Source organism: Pseudobutyrivibrio ruminis DSM 9787 (assembly GCF_900218035.1).
In the GTDB taxonomy this organism is placed as follows: Bacteria; Bacillota; Clostridia; order Lachnospirales; family Lachnospiraceae; genus Pseudobutyrivibrio; species Pseudobutyrivibrio ruminis.
This window is the reverse complement of record NZ_OBMR01000003.1, coordinates 184,672-203,184: the sequence shown is the minus strand read 5'-3', so window position 1 is coordinate 203,184 and position 18,513 is coordinate 184,672. Positions and strand designations below refer to the sequence as shown.

The window sequence follows — 18,513 nt, the reverse complement described above, 5'->3', positions numbered from 1 at the left end:
GAGTGTGATTTACAAATGAAACCGATTAGAAAGCTCTTACAAAAATATGTTGTAGTAATGCTCCTAGTTGCAATGGTTTGTCCTTCAATCACCGTAGATGCCAAACAATCCGTTAAAGACACATCTACCCAGAAAGTTATAGTGATTGACCCCGGCTGTCAGCAGACTGCTAATAATCGGAAAGAACCAATTGGTCCGGGAGCTTTCAAAACAACTACACGTGCCACAACTGGTGTAGATGGGGCCGAAACAGGAATTCACGAATATGAGCTGAATCTGCAGATTGCCTTGAAGACATCTTCTCTTCTTAGCAAGCAGGGCTACACCGTACTCCTTACCAGAAATGAAAACGATGTAAATCTTAGCAGTGGCGACCGTGCAATGATTGCCAACACCGCAAATGCCGATGCATTTATAGTAATTCAGACTGGGGAAAACAATGGAGTTTCTGTTGTATGTCAGTCAGAAGATAATCCATACAACTATGGAAATTATAATGATGCTAGACTATTATCAGATGCAATCCTAGGCTCTGTTGTCCAGGAAACCCAGTGTAATAATGCAGGTGTCACCGAAGACGATGACAAGCCTATCATCAACTGGTGTGCATCTCCTACCGCCATCGTAGAAGTTGGTAACCTCACAAATGTGGATGAGGAAACAAAGTTGGTAACAGATGAATATCAACTTGAACTCGCCCAAGGTATAACTAATGGTATAGATAGCTACTTCACACAGAAGTAAATGGTAATTTTACTTCAATTACTAATACAAACTAAAACAAGCCACTCTGTAGGCATCAAGCTCTACTATTTCTCAAGCGAAACATGTTGTTGAGCGGAGAAATCAGTAGGCTTGTAGCCGTAACAGAGTGGCTTTCTCAGTTTAAATTATTCTGTAAATAGAGGTGTTGAGTAGTAGCGGTCACCTGAATCAGGAAGTAAAGCTACGATTGTCTTGCCTTTGTTTTCTGGCTTCTTAGCGAGCTCGATTGCTCCGTGGAGAGCTGCTCCTGAAGAAATACCAACTGAGATTCCTTCCTTCTTTGCAAGAAGCTTTGCTGCTGCAAATGCATCTGCACTGTCTGCTACGAAAATCTCATCGTAAATCTCTGTATTTAATACGTCTGGAACAAATCCTGCGCCGATACCCTGAATCTTGTGTGCACCTGCACGTCCCTCTGAAAGAACAGGTGAATCCTTTGGCTCAAGTGCAACAATCTTAACATCTGGCTTCTGTGACTTAAGGTACTCACCTACACCTGTAACTGTTCCACCAGTACCTACACCAGCGATGAAGATATCAACATTTCCATCTGTGTCTTCCCAGATTTCTGGACCTGTAGTTGTTCTATGAGCTGTTGCGTTTGCTGGATTTACAAACTGTCCAGGGATAAAGCTTCCCTCGATTTCTGCTGCAAGCTCCTCAGCCTTTGCGATAGCCCCCTTCATACCCTTTGAGCCTTCTGTAAGAACGATTTCAGCGCCATATGCCTTAAGGATATTTCTACGCTCAACTGACATTGTCTCTGGCATTGTAAGGATTGCACGGTATCCCTTTGATGCTGCGATTGCTGCAAGACCGATACCTGTGTTTCCTGAAGTTGGCTCGATGATTACTGAACCTTCCTTGAGGAGACCTCTCTCCTCTGCATCCTCGATCATAGCCTTTGCTACTCTATCCTTTACTGATCCAGCTGGATTGAAATACTCAAGCTTTACAAGAACTGTAGCCTCAAGCCCAAGCTCCTTTTCAATATTTACCACCTCAACAAGTGGAGTTTTTCCAATTAACTCAATAGCTCCCTTATAAATCTTAGACATTTCAAGTCTCCTCCTAGTTTTTTTATATTATACCGCATTTGCGTTTTTTTCTGCATTAAAAACTTCTTCAATCTTATCTGCATCAATTGCATCAAAGCCCTTCTGTAAATCCTCAATGATGTCATCAATGTGCTCTGTACCAATTGAAAGTCTGATTGTAGACTGTGTAATTCCCTGATCTAAAAGCTCTTCCTCTGTAAGCTGAGAATGAGTTGTTGTCGCTGGGTGAATAACCAGGCTCTTTACATCTGCTACATTTGCAAGGATTGAGAAGATTTCAAGGCTATCAATAAATTTGTAAGCTTCTTCCTTGCCACCATTGATTTCGAATGTGAAGATGCTGCCGCCATCCTTAGGGAAGTATTTCTTATAAAGCTCATGGTCTGGATGATCCTCAAGTGATGGATGATTTACATGAGCTACCTTTGGATGATTCTTCAAGAACTCAACAACCTTCTTTGTATTTTCTGCATGTCTGTCGAGACGAAGAGGCAATGTCTCAATTCCCTGCAAAAGGAGGAATGCATTAAATGGTGAGATTGTTGCCCCTGTGTCTCTAAGAAGAATAGCTCTGATGTATGTTACAAATGCTGCAGGACCGGCAACCTCAGCAAATGATACACCATGATAGCTTGGATTTGCTTCTGCGATGTTAGGGTACTTTCCGCTTGCCTTCCAATCATACTTGCCAGCTTCTACGATAACACCACCAAGTGTTGTTCCGTGTCCACCGAAGAACTTTGTTGCTGAATGAACAACGATGTCTGCGCCGTGCTCAATTGGTCTTACCCAATAAGCTGCTCCAAATGTGTTGTCAACAACAAGTGGAAGACCTGCCTCGTGTGCAATCTTTGCAATTGCATCGATATCTGGAATATCGCTGTTAGGATTTCCAAGAGTCTCTAAGTAGATTGCTCTTGTGTTATCCTGAATTGCGTTTTTAACCTCATCTAAGTTGTGTGCATCAACGAATGTAGTTGAAACACCGTACTGTGTAAGTGTATGAGCAAGAAGATTGTAGCTTCCGCCGTAGATAGTCTTCTGTGCTACGATGTGTCCGCCGTTTGCTGCAAGTGCTTGGATTGTATATGTGATAGCTGCTGCACCAGATGCAACTGCAAGTGCTCCGCTTCCACCTTCAAGTGCTGCAACTCTCTCCTCTAAAACACCCTGAGTAGAATTTGTAAGACGACCATAAATGTTACCTGCATCAGCAAGACCAAATCTATCTGCTGCATGCTGTGAATCTCTGAATACGTAGCTAGTAGTCTGGTAAATAGGTACTGCTCTTGCATCAGATGCTGGATCTGGGTTTTCCTGGCCCACATGAAGTGCTAAAGTTTCAAATCTATAATTGCTCATAATTCTTCCTCCTTTTTTTTGCCTATCTGGTTGATATGTTTTTGTGTTGAAATGATAATACATTTAATTACCTATCAGGTCAATAGGTTTTACAATAAGCAAAAATTATAGCTAGCTATAAATTGAATTTATAACTAGCTATAGTCACACTTTTAATATTATATTTTCACATTTTGTTGCTACTATATCCTTATAAAACAGTAAAGGTAGGTGTTTTTTATGGATATGGTAAAACTTCGTTGCCCTATGTGCCGCAAAATGTTTGAAATATCAACAGTTGAACTAGAAAAGAAATATAAATATGGTTTTGTGCCTATTTTTTGCAACTATAAATGTTTATTACGTTTTTCTAATCATAAATAGTAAAGCTGCAGCCGTTTAAATATACAAGGCACTATCATACTCAAAGGTTCTAAGGAACTTTTGAGCTCGTTCTGTAACAGGTTCCTTAAAGAATCCTTTTACGTCTTCTGTCTCTTCTACTATCTCACCATTGTCGAAGAATAGAATTCTATCTGCAACAGCCTCTGCAAAACTCATTTCGTGAGTTACTATGAGCATCGTGCGGCCACTTTTAGCCAGCTTAATCATAGTTTCAAGAACCTCGTGAACCATCTCTGGATCAAGAGCCGCTGTCACCTCATCAAAAAGTATAATCTCTGGATGCATTACAAGTGCACGTACAATTGCAACTCGCTGCTTTTGACCACCAGAAAGCTGTCTTGGATAATAATCTTTTTTATCAGAGAGACCGACCTTGTCTAGAAGCTCTATTGCCTCCTTTGTAACCTCTTCCTTATTTCTCTTCTGAACCTTAGTAGGTGCCAGTATGATATTTTCAATTACTGTCTTGTGAGGGAACAATTCGTAAGACTGGAACACCATTCCAATCTTCTGGCGAAGCTTTGTGATATCTCTTTTATCAGCCTCCACTGGAAGTCCATCAACGGTAATGATGCCTCCCTGAATTTCCTCCAAACCATTCAAGCATCTTAAGAATGTACTTTTACCACAGCCTGATGGTCCGATGATTACTACAACCTCTCCTCTTTTTACAGAAAGGTTGATGTCTTTCAAAACAACATTGTTTCCAAATTCCTTATGTAAATGTGTAACCTTTAATAATTCGCTCATTACGTCCACCTTTTCTCCAAATAAATACTAAGTCTACTGATTGGCCAGCAAACAAGGAAATACATAAGCATAACAACCCCAAACACGCCAAATGCAGCATTTGGTGAAGTGTTTCTGTTTGCCTCGATAATCTGCTGTCCTACCTTCAAAACTTCCACAATACCAATCATCATTACAAGTGATGTTGTCTTAATCATTCTGGTAATAAGGTTGATTGATAGTGGAATCAGACGTCTTATTGTCTGTGGCAGTATTATGTATAAATAGGTCTGAAGCTTATCCATACCAAGAGCATATGCAGATTCAAATTGGATACGAGGAATACTCTTTATAGAACCTCTTACCAAATCTCCCATCTCTGCTGTGCCCCAGAAGGTGAATACAAAAATTGCTGAAGCTTCTGCTGATAAGTCCCAACCAAAAACTCTAGTAGTTCCGAAATACACAATGAAAAGAAGCACCATCTGTGGCATTATTCTTACTGTTTCAAGATATAGCTTCAATACCGCTTTTAAAATCTTATTATCGACTGTCATCAATACACCGACAACAAGTCCAAGTAAAATGCTAATTGCAACGGATATAAGGCTGATTTCAATTGAAACCCACAAGCCCTGAAGCAATCTCATGAAGTTTGTTCCTTTGAACAGAACATCAATCCCCAAACTGGCCATAGCGCAACCTCCTTTCCACAATCGCTCCTATGATCGATACTGGAAGGAGCATAATCAGGTAGAATACAACCAAAAGGAACAGGCACTCAATTGTCTTTGCGTACATTCCTATTAAATCCTTTGCAGTAAACATCAGGTCCATAAGACTGATTGTTGAAAACACTGATGTCTCTTTTAATAAGAATATTACGTTGGCCAAAAGTCCAGGCACACTGATAGAAATTGCCTGAGGCATAATTACATGCCACAAGGTCTGATACTCACTCATGCCAAGGCTAAGTGCGCTTTCTTTTTGTATTACAGGAATTGCATCCAGACCACTTCTAAAGGTTTCAATCATATAGGCTCCACCTAGAAGTCCAAGTCCTAGTACGCCGCATGTTTCTGCAGTTATTCTGATTCCTACCTTTGGCAATGCAAAGTAAATAAAAAACAGTTGAACCAAAAGTGGTGTGTTTCTAAAAATTTCAATATATATTCCAATTATTGTTTTAAGCACTGGAACTTTAAAATGCAGGATAGCAGAGCCTACGAGTCCAATGATTAGACTCATTAATATGCCCTGCCATCCTATCTTCATTGTAAGTAAAAGTGCTTCTTTATATAGTGGAATATATTCTCTAAGAATACTTATATCCATTACTAAATAAATAGCCTTTCAAATTTTCTTTAGGAATCTTACTGCTCTACTACAAGAGTATCTTCGTAGTCAGCACCGTATGTATCAAGAAGAGTTGCCTCATAATCAGCGTGGAAGAAGTTCTCATCGCCAAGTGTATCAAGCTCTTCGTTGAGCCAGTTGAGAAGTGTCTCATTGCCCTTTGTTACAGCTGGAGCAATTGTATCCTGGTCACCAAGCTCTGGAATACCTACTGTGTAGCCTTCATTCTCGATTGCAAATGCGATAACCTCTGTGTTGTCGTTTGCCCATGCTACGCCGTTGCCGTTCTCAAATGCTGTCTTTGCCTCTGCATATGCATCGTACTTCTGAAGCTTGATATCAGGATAGTTCTTTGTAAGGTATGTCTCTGCTGTTGTACCAGAAATAACAATTACCTGATCATCCTCACCTATATCATCAAGGCTCTCGATAACTGCATCTGAAGGTGATACAACGCCAAGTGCAACATTCATATATGGAAGTGCGAAATCAACCTCCTGAGCTCTCTCTTCTGTTACAGTAAAGTTTGCAAGAATGATATCAACCTTTCCTGTCTGAAGATACTCAATTCTGTTTGCAGCTTCTGTTGATACGTAGTTAATCTCAACACCAAGATCCTCACCAATTCTTTCTGCAAAATAAACATCGTATCCTGCATACTCGCCATTCTCATCTACATAACCAAATGGGCTCTTGTCTGAGAAAACACCGATGTTAATTGTTCCGCTTTCCTTAATCTCATCAAGTGTTCTAAAGCCTGCATTTGAATCTGCAGCATCTGCGCCTGCCTCCACACTTGCATCCTTTACTTCCTCTCCTGCATCTGCACTTGAGTTTCCGCATCCAACAAATGCTGTAGCTGTAAGTGCTGTAATAAGTAATCCGCTTGATAATTTCTTAAGTAAGTTGTTTTTCATAATAATCGTCCTCTTTCTATCTTTATATTTTTACCAACTTTTCATATATAGCTCCCGCGAGTAACTCATGGCTTTTGGCGTCCATGTGCTCCTGATCCAATTCTGATGGCTTCGCCACATCAGATGCTGCCAAAAACTTACAGTCATACTCCTCGGCGAGCTTTCTAAAGACTGCTTTCAATTCTTTAGAAATCACTACAGAGTGTTCATTGAATTCAGGATCATAATTGTTCTGCCATACCTTTTCTCCCAAATGAATTGGTGACACCAGGATGATTTCCATATCCTTCTTATATGACCTAATCTGTTTCAGAAGAATTTCTATCCCGCGGCCAATAACAACTGACGATGCATTGTAAATTGATTTGCAATCATTTGTTCCAAGCATCAACACCACCGTGTCTATCGGATAATGTGACTCTAAAAATACTGGAAGATATAATGAACCGTTTCTGCCGATTCGCGTCCTATCCTCAAACACTGTAGTCCTTCCACACAACCCTTCCTCAACAACTCTGTAGTCGGAGGTACCAAGCTTCTTTGAAAGAATTCCTGTCCAGCGGATGTCACTACCGTATCTATCCCCGTTATCTGGGCGAAGACCATATGTATTTGAATCTCCAAAACACAATATGTTTTTCATCTGCTACCTCCTTCCTTGTTATGTGTGATATCTTATCTCTTATTACCTACTAGGTCAATAGGTTTTATAATCAAGGTTTCCTATACACCGTTATCAACAAAACCTATAGCAAAGCCACCATCCACCTAATCCCCCACACTGTCTCTTGGGCTCTCCCTGGGGCCACGCCGCACCACTGCCAGTATGTAACGATTTCGCGAATATTATAGTTTTTCTTGACGCAAAAGGTGAGCATTCAGCAGGTGTCTTATTGCGGGATGGACTTTTTCTGAATCTGTATAGGCTAGGACGGACACTTAAAAAATAATAATATGGATTTCCAAAGCTATGGTACCATGGGCTCATATTACATTCGTTAAGTAGAACTATAAAAGAGATATTTGTATGGATGAGCACCGTGGCACATTCAACGTCCTGTTTCAAGTGACCACTGCTGCCGCCGTCCTAGCGGCAGCTGCTCATCCATATCAAATATCTCTTTTTGTTCTACTAAACTCATTCCAAAATCGCCCAAAGGTTACCATAGTTTTGAAAATCCATATATTAACCAACAACAGTGTGTCCGTCCTTAGACATACAGATTCAGAAAATGTACAGACCTGCAAAAGACACCTGCAAATTAAGAATGCGAGCCTTGCGTCTTAGAAAAACATAATATTCATGCGATGTTACATACTGGCAGTGGTGCGGCGTGGTCCTAGGGGGAGCCCAAGATATATTACATATGGGATTAGGTGGATGGTGGCAGGACACACTCCCCCCTTGATTTACCTATTTACCTAGGATATTATAGTGTTATTAAGGAGGTACGATATGTTTAGTACTAAAGGTAGATATGCACTTCGTGTAATGATAGACTTGGCGCAGCAGGATAGCGAGGCTTACATTCCACTTAAGGATATTGCTGAGCGCCAGGATATTTCTAAGAAGTATTTGGAAATAATAGTTAAGGAATTGGTTAAAGGTGGCCTTGTGTCTGGAGTTAGTGGAAAAGGCGGTGGATATCGTCTTACCAGAAAGCCTGAGGAATATTCTATTGGTGAGATTATAGAATTGCTTGAAGGCAGCCTTGCTCCTGTGGCTTGCTTAGCCGACGGTGCAAAAGACTGCCCTCGTGAAGGTGTATGCAAAACTCTTCCTATGTGGACCGAGTTTTATTTGTTAGAACGTGATTTCTTCTATGGAAAGAAACTCAGTGATCTTGTAAACGAAGCTTAGTTTACGTGACAAGCTTCACAATCATGCTCTTCAGGAAAATCTGCTGGATCGTACTCTATGTCATTTTTGTCGTAGTAGTCCTTTACAGCAGATTTTATTGCTTCTTCAGCAAGAACTGAACAGTGAAGCTTGTGTGGTGGAAGCCCATCTAGTGCCTCAGTAACAGCCTTGTTAGTAAGCTGTAAAGCTTCTGATACCGGCTTTCCCATAATAAGTTCTGTTGCCATTGAGCTTGATGCAATGGCGCTACCACATCCAAATGTCTCAAACTTAACGTCATCGATAATCTGCTGGTCATTAATCTTAAGATATATTTTCATGATATCGCCACAGACTGGATTTCCTACTTCACCTACTCCATCGGCGTCTTCAATAACTCCTACATTTCTTGGGTTTCTAAAATGGTCCATGACCTTTTCGCTATATAATGCCATCTTTCTACTCCTTCTCTCTTGTGTATTTAAGCGATTTCTTTGTGCTCTGCAAAAACGTGATTTCTCTTACCGCTAATTAAATCACCCCAGAATGGTGAAAAGCTTCTAAGGTACTCTATTACCTCAGCTACTGATTTAATAATGTAGTCTACCTGCTCTTCTGTTGCATCCTCGCCAAGTGAAATTCTTAGTGAGCCGTGAGCTACCTCGTGTGGTCTGCCAATTGCAAGAAGTACATGGCTTGGATCAAGTGAGCCTGATGTACAAGCTGAGCCTGATGAAACTGCCACGCCCTTGTCGTCAAGTAATAGTAAAAGTGATTCTCCCTCAATTCCCTCAAAGCAGAAGTTTACATTTGATGTAACTCTTGCGTGTCTGTCTCCATTTAACTCTGAGTATGGAATCTGAGATAATCCCTGGATAAGTCTTTCCTGAAGAGGTGCAAGATGCTCATTATTTGCGTCGATATTTGCAACAGCATCCTCAAGTGCAACAGTAAGTCCTACAATGCCTGCAAGGTTTTCTGTGCCTGCTCTCTTTCCTCTTTCCTGAGCTCCACCGTAGATTACGTTAGACACTGGGATACCGCCCTTTACATAAAGAACACCTACACCCTTTGGGCCATGGAACTTGTGGGCAGAAATTGAAAGCATATCAATATTCTGCTCTTCAACATTGATGTGAACATGGCTAATAGCCTGAACTGCATCTGTATGGAACCATACCTTCTTCTCACGACAGATTCTTCCGATTTCTGCGATTGGCTGAATTGTTCCGATTTCATTGTTGGCATACATGATAGTAACAAGTGCTGTATCCTCACGTATTGCATCCTCGATTTCCTTTGGATCTATCACACCATTCTCATGTACATCCACAAGTGTGATTTCAAATCCTTCCTTCTCCAATGCCTGAAGTGTGTGAAGCACTGCATGATGCTCAAACTTTGATGAAATAATATGTTTCTTGCCCTTCTTTGCACCTGCTTTTGCTGCAGACATAATTGCCTGATTATCTGCCTCACTTCCGCCTGATGTAAAATATATCTCTCTAGGCTTGGCACCTAAAATAGCTGCCACCTTTTCTCTCGATTCTTCTAATACTTCCTTAGCCTTCTGACCTACTGAATAAAGGCTTGATGGATTTCCATAAACTTCTGTGAAATATGGAAGCATGGCATCCACTACTTTTTTACTAACAGCTGTTGTCGCTGCATTATCTGCATATACAAACATAACTACTACCTTTCTTTAACATTATTCTAAGTTGCTCCTTTTACCTAGTAACCTAGTCTGTTAATGAAGATATCACCAAACACCTACTAGGTCAATAGGTGTTTGCATCTTTTAGCCTTATTAAGAAATCTTCTCATTAAAAAAGAGATGCTAAATTGCATCTCTTGTCTCACACACTATTAAATATCCTTCTTTTAATGTAATACTGCCAGATGATTCAATCAGTTCGTTACTAACTGTCAAGGTATTAAACCCTTCTATGGTTGCATTTTCCAAAGGATATTTGAAACCTGTCATAGTCACTCCCGTAGCCTTGCCTCCATAAGGGAAAACTGAAACATAATGACCAAATTGTGCTTCCTCTCCCTCTCTGCTAAGGCTTAGAGTCTGACCTGCAGAAATCATTTGAATATAATTGTACTCATCCACGATTACAACTTTACGCTGCTTCAAACAGCCCAAGCCAAGAAGATTTACATTTCCAAGGAAGTGATCAAGGCGTTTGCCTGTGCCTCCTAAAATATAAATAAACTCCCCGAAGGAAGTTTTATGAATTGCTATATTTACGGCTGCTTCAATATCTGTATCATCCTTTACAGGATTGAGCTTGATTACCTCGGCATTGCTGCGCTGAAGCTTTTCGTATGCTTCCCTAGATATTGAATCAAAATCTCCAATCACTATATCAGGCTCTAAGCCAATGGCAAGACAGTTTTCATAGCCACTGTCACATGCCATTATGCTTAATGAAGATTTATCTAGCCTATCAATGAATTCTTTTGCAAAGCTTGTATTGATGCTACCGCCACCAATTATAACTATCATCGCATTTTCTCCATAAGAGCTTCAACGTTTGCTGAAATATCGCCGTTAAACACAGCTGAGCCAGCTACGATAATATTGGCTCCTGCATCTAAAGCATCATCAATAGTGTCTTTATTAATGCCACCATCAACTTCGATATCAATCTTTAATCCCTTTTGATTTAAAAGCTGTGATAGCTCTCTTACCTTATCAAGTGTGTATGGAATCAATGACTGTCCACCAAAACCTGGATTGACTGTCATGATGAGAACCATATCTACCCTTTCCAAAACATGGCTAATTGCACTAAGTGGAGTTGCTGGATTGATTGCTACACCGGCCATAGCACCACTGGCCTTAATCAATTCAATCGTTGCATCCAAATGCTTACAAGCCTCAGCATGAACTGTAATAATATCCGCTCCTGCCTCAGCAAAATCCTTAACGTAACGCTCAGGATCCACTATCATCAAATGCACATCCATCATTCTGTCTGTGTATTTACGAATTGTCTTTAGAACAGGAAGTCCAAAGCTAATGCTTGGCACAAAAACGCCGTCCATTACATCGAAATGAACGTACTGCGCTCCAGCCTCATCAATAACCTCGAGCTGTTGTTTTAAAATTCCAAAATCCGCTGACAAAATTGAAGGTGCTAAACATTTTTCCATAATCATTACCTGTATTTATTATTCCTTTCATTAACCATTTCAGAATAAATCTGAAGGTAGTTCTCGTATCTGCTGGCTGCGATTTTACCAGATGCTACTGCATCTTTTACGCCGCAGCTAGGCTCCTTGTCGTGAGCACAGCCTGTAAACTTGCAGTAAGAAGCTGGCTCAATAAACTCTGGAAATAAAGTATATAAATCCACAGGCTCTATCTTTGGAACAAACAAAGATGAGAAACCTGGTGTGTCCATAATGAATGTGTCGTCACCTAAATATAAAAGCTCGGAATGACGTGTCGTATGTTTTCCTCTACCGATTTTTTCAGAAACCTCTCCGGTTTCCATGGTCTGACCCTCAGTCAGTTTATTGACTATGGAGCTTTTGCCAACACCGGATGGTCCTGCAACGGTAGATGTTTTGCCTTTTAATATTTCTCGAATGCCATCTATGCCCTCGTCGTTTTTTGCAGAACAGAAAATAACTTTGTATCCTGCATTTTCGTAAGTAGCCCGCATTCTCTCTTCAAAGCCATCGTCTGCTATGTCTTCTTTGTTGAAGCATATGACGATAGGCAAATCCTGCTCTTCCATCATACAGAGGAATCTGTCCAAAAGATTAAGATTTGGCTCAGGATTTTTAGTTGCAAAAATGAGCAATGCTTGATCAACATTTGCAACAGCCGGTCTGATAAGCTCAGACTTTCGCGGCAAAATGCTTATAACATTGCCCGTCATTTCCTCTGAAGAGATGACGTCAATCGTAACGTCATCTCCTACCAAAGGCTTAATTTTATCTTTTCTGAAGGCTCCCTTGGCCTTGCACTCGTATACGCCCTGATCCTCCACGTATACGTAGTAGAACCCGGCGATACCTTTAATTATTTTTCCTGTCATTATTGCTCAACTGTACCATTTATTGTTTCAGTTTTTGTTTCAGTCTTGTCATCAAGAGAAACTGTGCTTCCATCTGATGCAGTAATTGTAGGAGTATAAGTCAAAGTAATAGTAAGCGATGACTTTGGTGACTTACTAATATTGATTGCACCATTCTTTGGAATGCTACCTGACTGATTTGTCTCAGCTATTGAGTATGTACATGGACCATCAAATGGATTTGATACTGTATAGCTGTATGTTGTCTCTTTTTTACCCTTGCTGATTACAAGTGAAATGCTTGTGTTTGGTGCAACCATTTCACCAGCTTCGATTGACTGGCTAATTACCGAACCAGAAGTAACCTCATCTGAGTACTCCTGAGTTGTGCTAGTAACAACGATACCCTTTGCATCTAAAACAGTAGTAGCTTCTGCCTGTGTAAGTCCAACAACGCTTGGTACTGCAACTGTGGAATCAGAATCTGTCTTTGTATCTGTTGAAGATGAACTGTTTTCCTTGCTAGAGTTGCTTGAGCTACTTGAACTACTTGAGCTGTTAGAGCTACTTGAGCTGCCTGAGCTATTAGAGCTGTTTGAACTATCTGTACCTGTACTGCTTGAACCATCAGTTGATGTATCTGTTGAACCTGATTCTGATGAATCTGCTCCTGATACTGTTAGTCTGAGTGTATCTTTAAGAGAGAACTCCTCGCCCTCTGCTACTGACTGGTAAATAACTGTGCCATCAGCATAATCTTCGTTTTCCTCGTATGAAACAACAATATTGTCCTCTGTATCAAGACCAAGGCCTTCAAGCTGTTCAACAGCTGCCTCATAAGATGAACCAACAACATTAACCATTGTTACTTTCTTTGCGCCAAAGTTGAAAACGCCAAATACATTTCCAAGAATAGCAACTAAGATAGCAACGATAACAACACCAACACCAATGCCTGCGAATGTCATGATTCTATCCATCTTAGAATCTTCTTCATCCTCGTCATCGTCGTCATAATAATCGTCATCATCGTAGTATTCATCGTCATCATAGTACTCTTCTTCGTCATCATATTCATCATCGAAGATAAGAGCTGCGGCGGCCTTCTTTGTGATTGATTCCTCTGTCTCTGCTGGAACTCTTGGCATTACCTTTGTCTGTCCAAGGTCTGCTGCACCGACGATTGTAACAAAATCCTCATTAGGGCTAACAAGTGCTCTCTTTAAATCGATAAGCATGTCTGAGATAGTAGGATATCTTCTATCTGGCGACTTCATTGTAGCCTTGAGGATGATTTTCTCAAGTGAAATTGGAAGGTCTGGAGCATATGCTGAAGGTGCTACCATCTCCTCCTGTAAATGCTGGATTGCAATTGCAACTGTATTGTCTCCATCGAATGGAACACGGCCTGTAACCATTTCGTACATAACAATACCAAGTGAATAAATATCACTCTTTCCATCAACAAAACCATTTCTAGCCTGCTCTGGTGATGAATAGTGAACCGAACCCATCACATCAGCGTGGATTGTGTTTGAGCTTGCTGCATGAGCAATACCAAAATCTGTAACCTTAACCTTTCCTTCTGTGGAAATGATAATGTTCTGTGGCTTAATATCACGATGGATAATGCCCTTTTGATGAGCAGCCTCGATACCACGACCAACCTGAATGGCAATTGAGATAGCTTCCTTGAAATTGAGCTGTCCCTTTTTCTCGATGTATGTCTTGAGAGTAATGCCCTCTACATACTCCATAACGATGAAGTACATTCCGTTTTCAGAACCTACATCATATATATTAACGATATTTGGATGTTCAAGACCTGCTGCTGACTGAGCCTCAGTTCTGAACTTTGCTACGAAAGTAGCATCCTCGGAAAATTCCTGCTTTAATATTTTTATTGCAACTTCACGACCAAGAATGTGGTCCTTTGCACGATAAACATCAGACATTCCGCCTGATCCAACTCTATCTATTACTTCATATCTGTCCGCTATAAATACGCCTTGTGTAATCATGTATTCTCCTTTATACAACCTATTCCTTATTCGATAATAATAACTGAAACATTGTCTTTGCCACCATTTGCATTGGCACGCTCAACGAGCTTGTTTGCCCTGCTTTCGATGTTTTCCTCAGATGTGAGAATCTCGAATATTTCCTGATCCTCGACCATATTGGTCAATCCATCTGAACAAAGAAGGATGTGTTCATTACCGCTGATTTCCACATCAAAATAATCTGGTGTAATAGTTTCTTCGGCCCCGATAGCTCGAGTAATCATGTTCTTACGTTTGTCATATTTAGCATCGTCTTTATCTAACTCACCAGTTCTAACTAGTTCAGCAACAACAGAGTGGTCTTTTGTAACCTGCTTTAGCATTGCTCCATTAGCAACATAGAGTCTACTATCGCCCACATTTGCCACATAAAGGTGTCCATCAAAAACTGTAGCCAAGACCAAAGTAGTCCCCATACCAGTTTTGCTAGAATCCTTATGAGACTCTGTAAATATGCGGTTGTTTGCTGTCTGAATTGCCTGCTCTAAGATTCTGACAGTCTCAAGCTCATTTGAATTGGTAATTGAATCGATTATGATTTCCACGCATTTTGCAGAAGCATAATCACCTGCCAATTCTCCACCCATGCCATCGGCCACAATGTAAAGGTTTGGAAGCTTTCCAACCCTTGCATCAGATGCATAGATAGTGTCTTGATTTACCTTTCTCTTGACACCGACATCAGTTTTTTCATAGCTTATCATTAAGTAGTCCCTTTCGAAGCGTCTTTTGCGTCCATTGTTCGCTTTCTAAGTTGTCCACAGGCCCCGTCAATATCGCGACCCATTTCCCTTCTAATAGTAGCATTATTCACGTATTTTTCAATCTTTTTTTGGAATGCATAGGCCCTGTCCATGCTTGGTGAAACGAAATCGCGCTCCTTAATTGGGTTCACCGGAATAAGGTTTACATGGCAGTTAAGATGGCCTATTAATTCACCTAATTCTGTGGCATCCTGATCTCTATCATTGACACCACCAACAAGAGAATATTCGAAGGTGATTCTTCGACCTGTCTTGTTGAAATAGTATTCACAAGCATCGATTAACTCGTGAATCTCATACTTGTTTGCAATTGGCATAAGCTCTGCTCGCTTCTGCTGGTTTGGCGCATGCAAAGAAATGGCAAGTGTGATTGTCAAATCCTCATCCGCAAGCTGCTTTATGCGAGGAACAATACCGCATGTGCTGACTGTGATATTTCGCTGTGAGATATTCAGTCCATTTTCATCTGATAATAGTCTAACAAATTTAACTATATTATCATAGTTGTCCATTGGCTCGCCTGTGCCCATAACAACCAAGTTTGAAACACGCTCTCCTGTATCCCTTTGGATGGCATAAATCTGTCCAAGCATCTCTGAAGCTGTCAGGTTTCTCACCCATCCGTTGAGTGTAGATGCACAGAAACGGCATCCCATTTTACATCCAACCTGAGAGCTGATACACACAGAGTTGCCATGCTTGTAGCTCATCCAAACACTCTCTACCATTTCTCCATCATAAAGCTCAAAAAGGTATTTGCGAGTACCATCGATTTTGGAAACCTGCAAATCAATCTGCTTCAATGGATGGTAGTTGCATCTGTCTGCAAGCTTTTCCTTGAGAGACTTTGGAATGTTTTTCATCTCGTCATAATCCTGCGCCAAATGCTGATGCATCCACTCATAAAGCTGCTTTGCTCTAAACTTTGGCTCTCCCAAGTCAGCTGTAACAAATTCTGTTAGTTCATTTAAATTTAGCGACCTAAGGTCTACTAGTTCTTTTTCATTACACATATAAAAAATCCATCGTGACTAGAATCAGGCAATAGCTGTTCCATGTTAACCATTGTAAAGTCCTTATGTGATGATAAGAAGTTGCTTACCTGATTTTCGTTTTCATCTTTGTTAATAGTACATGTGCTATAGCACAATGTTCCGCCGGCCTTTACGTACTTACAAACAGTATCTAGAATATTTGCCTGAAGCTGTACCAGCTCATTCAAGCTTTCTTCTGTCTGATTGTATTTAATATCCGGCTTCTTTCTGATAATACCAAGACCTGAACATGGCAAATCAGCAATTATCACATCATACTGATTTTCTGCTGCCTGGTCAAATTCTGTGGCATCCCACTGCTTGGCGGTGATGTTTGTAGCCCCAGTACGCTGTATGTTTTCATTTATAAGTGAAACCTTTGCCTCGGTAAGGTCTCTTGCTTCTACACTTCCTTGGGAAGCAATCTGCGCCGCATGAAGTGCCTTGCCTCCTGGTGCTGCGCACACATCTATGACTTTATCAGTATCCTTGATGCCTGCCCTGTATGGTACAAGCTGTGAAGAATAATCCTGAATATAGAAAAGTCCTTGATTAAACTCAGGAATACTTGCCAGAGAATCATATCCATTGATGTAGCATGCGCTGTCGATTGTATCGCATATACGTACTGAAATATTTCTGCTTTCCAATTTCTCTTTCAGTTCTTCCCTGGTCACTTTGCTAAGGTTAACCCTGATGCAAAGATCCTGTGGCTCGTAGAATCCCTTGAGGATTTCTTCTGTCTGTTCTTTGCCATACTCTGAAGTCCACTTGTCCACAATCCACTGTGGCATAGAGTACTTTGTGCACAAATCTGTAAACTTAACTTCTGATTTTTGTCTGGAAATGTTTCTAAGTACTCCGTTAACAAATCCTGACAAACCAGTAAAGCCTTTTTTCTTTGCAATCTTTACATATTCATTGCAGGTTGCAGAGTCTGGAACGGAATCCATGTAAAAAATTTCATAAGCTCCCATTCGCATAATGGTGCGAATTACAGGCTTCATTTTTTTAGCCTTTGTTTTTGAAAAGCTGTCGATGATGTAATCAAGCTGAAGCTTTCGCTCCACTGTGCCGTTTACAAGACGTGTGATAAATGCTCTCTCGTTTTTATCAAGATATGCGTATTTATCTAGGACAGCTTTTAAATATATATGTGAGAACTGACCATGCTCAAGAATCTCAAGTAGAGTTTCAAAAGCAATCATTCTCGTGTTTATCTTATTGTTATCTGACATCAAATATCCTCTAATTAATTCTTACTATTTGATAGTTTGGCACCAGTCTCAAGCTGATATCCTCTAAGGAAATCACCAGCTGCCATACGCTTTTTGCCTTCAAGCTGAAGCTCATTTATCTCGAGAGCCTTGCTTCCACAAGCTATGGTAAATACGTTTTTATTTACATCGATAACTGTGCCAGCCTCACCTGTCTTATCAACTACAGTTGCTTTCCAAAGCTTTAGCTGCTTACCATTAATAAATGTAAATGCTGATGGCCATGGATTAAGGCCTCTGATAAGGCGCTCGATTTCCTCTGCCGGCTTATTCCAATCAATATTTCCCATATCCTTTGAAATCATGCCTACGTGTGTAGCCTGTGATTCATCCTGAGGGATTGGTGTGATTTCTCCTCTATCAAGAGCCTCGATTGTCTTTACTGCAAGCTGTCCACCATCAAGGGCAAGCTTATCAAAAAGGCTGCCGCCTGTTTCGTCTTTAGCAAGCTCAATCTCTGATTTAAGAAGCATATCGCCATCATCAAGACCTGGCCCCATAAGCATTGTTGTGTTGCCTGAAACCTTCTCTCCATTGATAACAGCCCACTGAATTGGTGCTGCACCACGATACTTTGGAAGAAGTGAGCCGTGTACATTTACACAGCCAAGGCGTGGCATATCAAGGATAACCTTTGGAAGAATCTGGCCAAATGCCGCCACAACAAATACATCTGCCTGGAACTGACGTAAATACTCAACTGACTCCTCTGCCCTGATTTTAACTGGCTGATAAACTGGGATATCATGCTCCATTGCAAATTCCTTTACTGGAGTAGGCTGAAGCTTACCACTACGTCCCTTTGGCTTATCTGGCTGAGACACTGCAAGGATAACCTCATGCCCTGCCTCATATATTGCCTTTAAAGTCTCCACCGCAAAATCCGGTGTACCCATAAATACTACTTTCATCTATATCAATCCTTTC

19 protein-coding genes are annotated in these 18,513 nt (G+C 40.7%); 2 read left to right on the top strand and 17 right to left on the bottom strand.

All coding sequences use genetic code 11. The features are described 5' to 3' along the window. Positions 1-15 precede the first annotated feature (15 nt). Positions 16-744 (top strand): N-acetylmuramoyl-L-alanine amidase family protein, encoded by a 729-nt coding sequence (locus tag CRN97_RS02925; RefSeq protein ID WP_097075808.1) that lies wholly within the window; start codon positions 16-18, stop codon positions 742-744. Between the two features lie 146 nt (positions 745-890). Here the strand turns inward: CRN97_RS02925 and cysK are convergent, their stop codons facing one another. From cysK to CRN97_RS02890, 7 genes are all read right to left on the bottom strand, one after another. Continuing rightward, entirely contained in the window at positions 891-1,823 is a 933-nt protein-coding gene (gene cysK / locus CRN97_RS02920) for a cysteine synthase A (RefSeq protein ID WP_044933809.1), read from the bottom strand. A 27-nt stretch (positions 1,824-1,850) separates the two neighbouring features. After that, positions 1,851-3,185, bottom strand: a complete 1,335-nt coding sequence (locus CRN97_RS02915; protein ID WP_097075807.1) for an O-acetylhomoserine aminocarboxypropyltransferase/cysteine synthase family protein — start codon at positions 3,183-3,185, stop codon at positions 1,851-1,853. A gap of 378 nt (positions 3,186-3,563) precedes the next feature. Then, positions 3,564-4,319 carry an amino acid ABC transporter ATP-binding protein gene (locus tag CRN97_RS02910; RefSeq protein WP_033153837.1) on the bottom strand — a complete coding sequence of 252 codons (756 nt, stop codon included), beginning with the start codon at positions 4,317-4,319 and terminating at the stop codon, positions 3,564-3,566. After that, positions 4,319-4,993 carry an amino acid ABC transporter permease gene (locus tag CRN97_RS02905; RefSeq protein WP_090394142.1) on the bottom strand — a complete coding sequence of 225 codons (675 nt, stop codon included), beginning with the start codon at positions 4,991-4,993 and terminating at the stop codon, positions 4,319-4,321. Before CRN97_RS02905 ends, CRN97_RS02910 begins: the two co-directional genes overlap by 1 nt. Beyond that, positions 4,974-5,633, bottom strand: a complete 660-nt coding sequence (locus tag CRN97_RS02900; protein ID WP_097075806.1) for an amino acid ABC transporter permease — start codon at positions 5,631-5,633, stop codon at positions 4,974-4,976. The genes CRN97_RS02905 and CRN97_RS02900 overlap by 20 nt, the downstream gene beginning before the upstream one ends. A gap of 38 nt (positions 5,634-5,671) precedes the next feature. Continuing rightward, positions 5,672-6,571: a transporter substrate-binding domain-containing protein gene (locus CRN97_RS02895; RefSeq protein WP_033153834.1), complete on the bottom strand. Its 900-nt coding sequence runs from the start codon at positions 6,569-6,571 to the stop codon at positions 5,672-5,674. 22 nt (positions 6,572-6,593) lie between these two features. Beyond that, entirely contained in the window at positions 6,594-7,214 is a 621-nt protein-coding gene (locus CRN97_RS02890; RefSeq protein ID WP_097075805.1) for a GDSL-type esterase/lipase family protein, read from the bottom strand. A gap of 813 nt (positions 7,215-8,027) precedes the next feature. Between CRN97_RS02890 and CRN97_RS02880 the strand changes: the two genes are divergently transcribed. Further along, on the top strand, positions 8,028-8,432 hold the full coding sequence (locus CRN97_RS02880; protein ID WP_044933799.1) for an Rrf2 family transcriptional regulator: 405 nt from the start codon (positions 8,028-8,030) through the stop codon (positions 8,430-8,432). Here the strand turns inward: CRN97_RS02880 and nifU are convergent. The 10 genes from nifU to fmt form a co-directional block, all read right to left on the bottom strand. Further along, the gene (gene nifU / locus CRN97_RS02875; protein ID WP_044933797.1) at positions 8,429-8,866 is read right to left on the bottom strand and encodes a Fe-S cluster assembly scaffold protein NifU; all 438 of its coding nucleotides are present in this window, start codon (positions 8,864-8,866) and stop codon (positions 8,429-8,431) included. The two genes, CRN97_RS02880 and nifU, sit on opposite strands and share 4 nt — an antisense overlap. A gap of 26 nt (positions 8,867-8,892) precedes the next feature. Beyond that, positions 8,893-10,101, bottom strand: coding sequence for a cysteine desulfurase NifS (gene nifS / locus CRN97_RS02870; RefSeq protein ID WP_097075803.1), 1,209 nt, complete (start codon positions 10,099-10,101; stop codon positions 8,893-8,895). Between the two features lie 150 nt (positions 10,102-10,251). Further along, a complete protein-coding gene (locus CRN97_RS02865) occupies positions 10,252-10,926 on the bottom strand; it encodes a thiamine diphosphokinase (RefSeq protein WP_097075802.1) in 675 nt (224 codons plus the stop codon). After that, positions 10,923-11,576 (bottom strand): ribulose-phosphate 3-epimerase, encoded by a 654-nt coding sequence (gene rpe, locus CRN97_RS02860; RefSeq protein ID WP_097075888.1) that lies wholly within the window; start codon positions 11,574-11,576, stop codon positions 10,923-10,925. The genes CRN97_RS02865 and rpe overlap by 4 nt, the downstream gene beginning before the upstream one ends. Positions 11,577-11,581: 5 nt before the next feature. Then, entirely contained in the window at positions 11,582-12,469 is an 888-nt protein-coding gene (gene rsgA / locus CRN97_RS02855) for a ribosome small subunit-dependent GTPase A (protein ID WP_097075801.1), read from the bottom strand. Then, positions 12,469-14,469, bottom strand: coding sequence for a Stk1 family PASTA domain-containing Ser/Thr kinase (gene pknB, locus CRN97_RS02850; RefSeq protein WP_097075800.1), 2,001 nt, complete (start codon positions 14,467-14,469; stop codon positions 12,469-12,471). The genes rsgA and pknB overlap by 1 nt, the downstream gene beginning before the upstream one ends. Before the next feature lie 26 nt (positions 14,470-14,495). After that, the gene (locus CRN97_RS02845) at positions 14,496-15,215 is read right to left on the bottom strand and encodes a Stp1/IreP family PP2C-type Ser/Thr phosphatase (protein WP_097075799.1); all 720 of its coding nucleotides are present in this window, start codon (positions 15,213-15,215) and stop codon (positions 14,496-14,498) included. Beyond that, complete coding sequence (gene rlmN, locus CRN97_RS02840) at positions 15,215-16,288, bottom strand: 23S rRNA (adenine(2503)-C(2))-methyltransferase RlmN (RefSeq protein WP_044933787.1); 1,074 nt, start codon at positions 16,286-16,288, stop codon at positions 15,215-15,217. Before rlmN ends, CRN97_RS02845 begins: the two co-directional genes overlap by 1 nt. After that, entirely contained in the window at positions 16,267-17,547 is a 1,281-nt protein-coding gene (gene rsmB / locus CRN97_RS02835; protein WP_097075798.1) for a 16S rRNA (cytosine(967)-C(5))-methyltransferase RsmB, read from the bottom strand. The genes rlmN and rsmB overlap by 22 nt, the downstream gene beginning before the upstream one ends. Before the next feature lie 14 nt (positions 17,548-17,561). Beyond that, entirely contained in the window at positions 17,562-18,497 is a 936-nt protein-coding gene (gene fmt / locus CRN97_RS02830) for a methionyl-tRNA formyltransferase (protein ID WP_097075797.1), read from the bottom strand. Between the last annotated feature and the right edge of the window lie 16 nt (positions 18,498-18,513).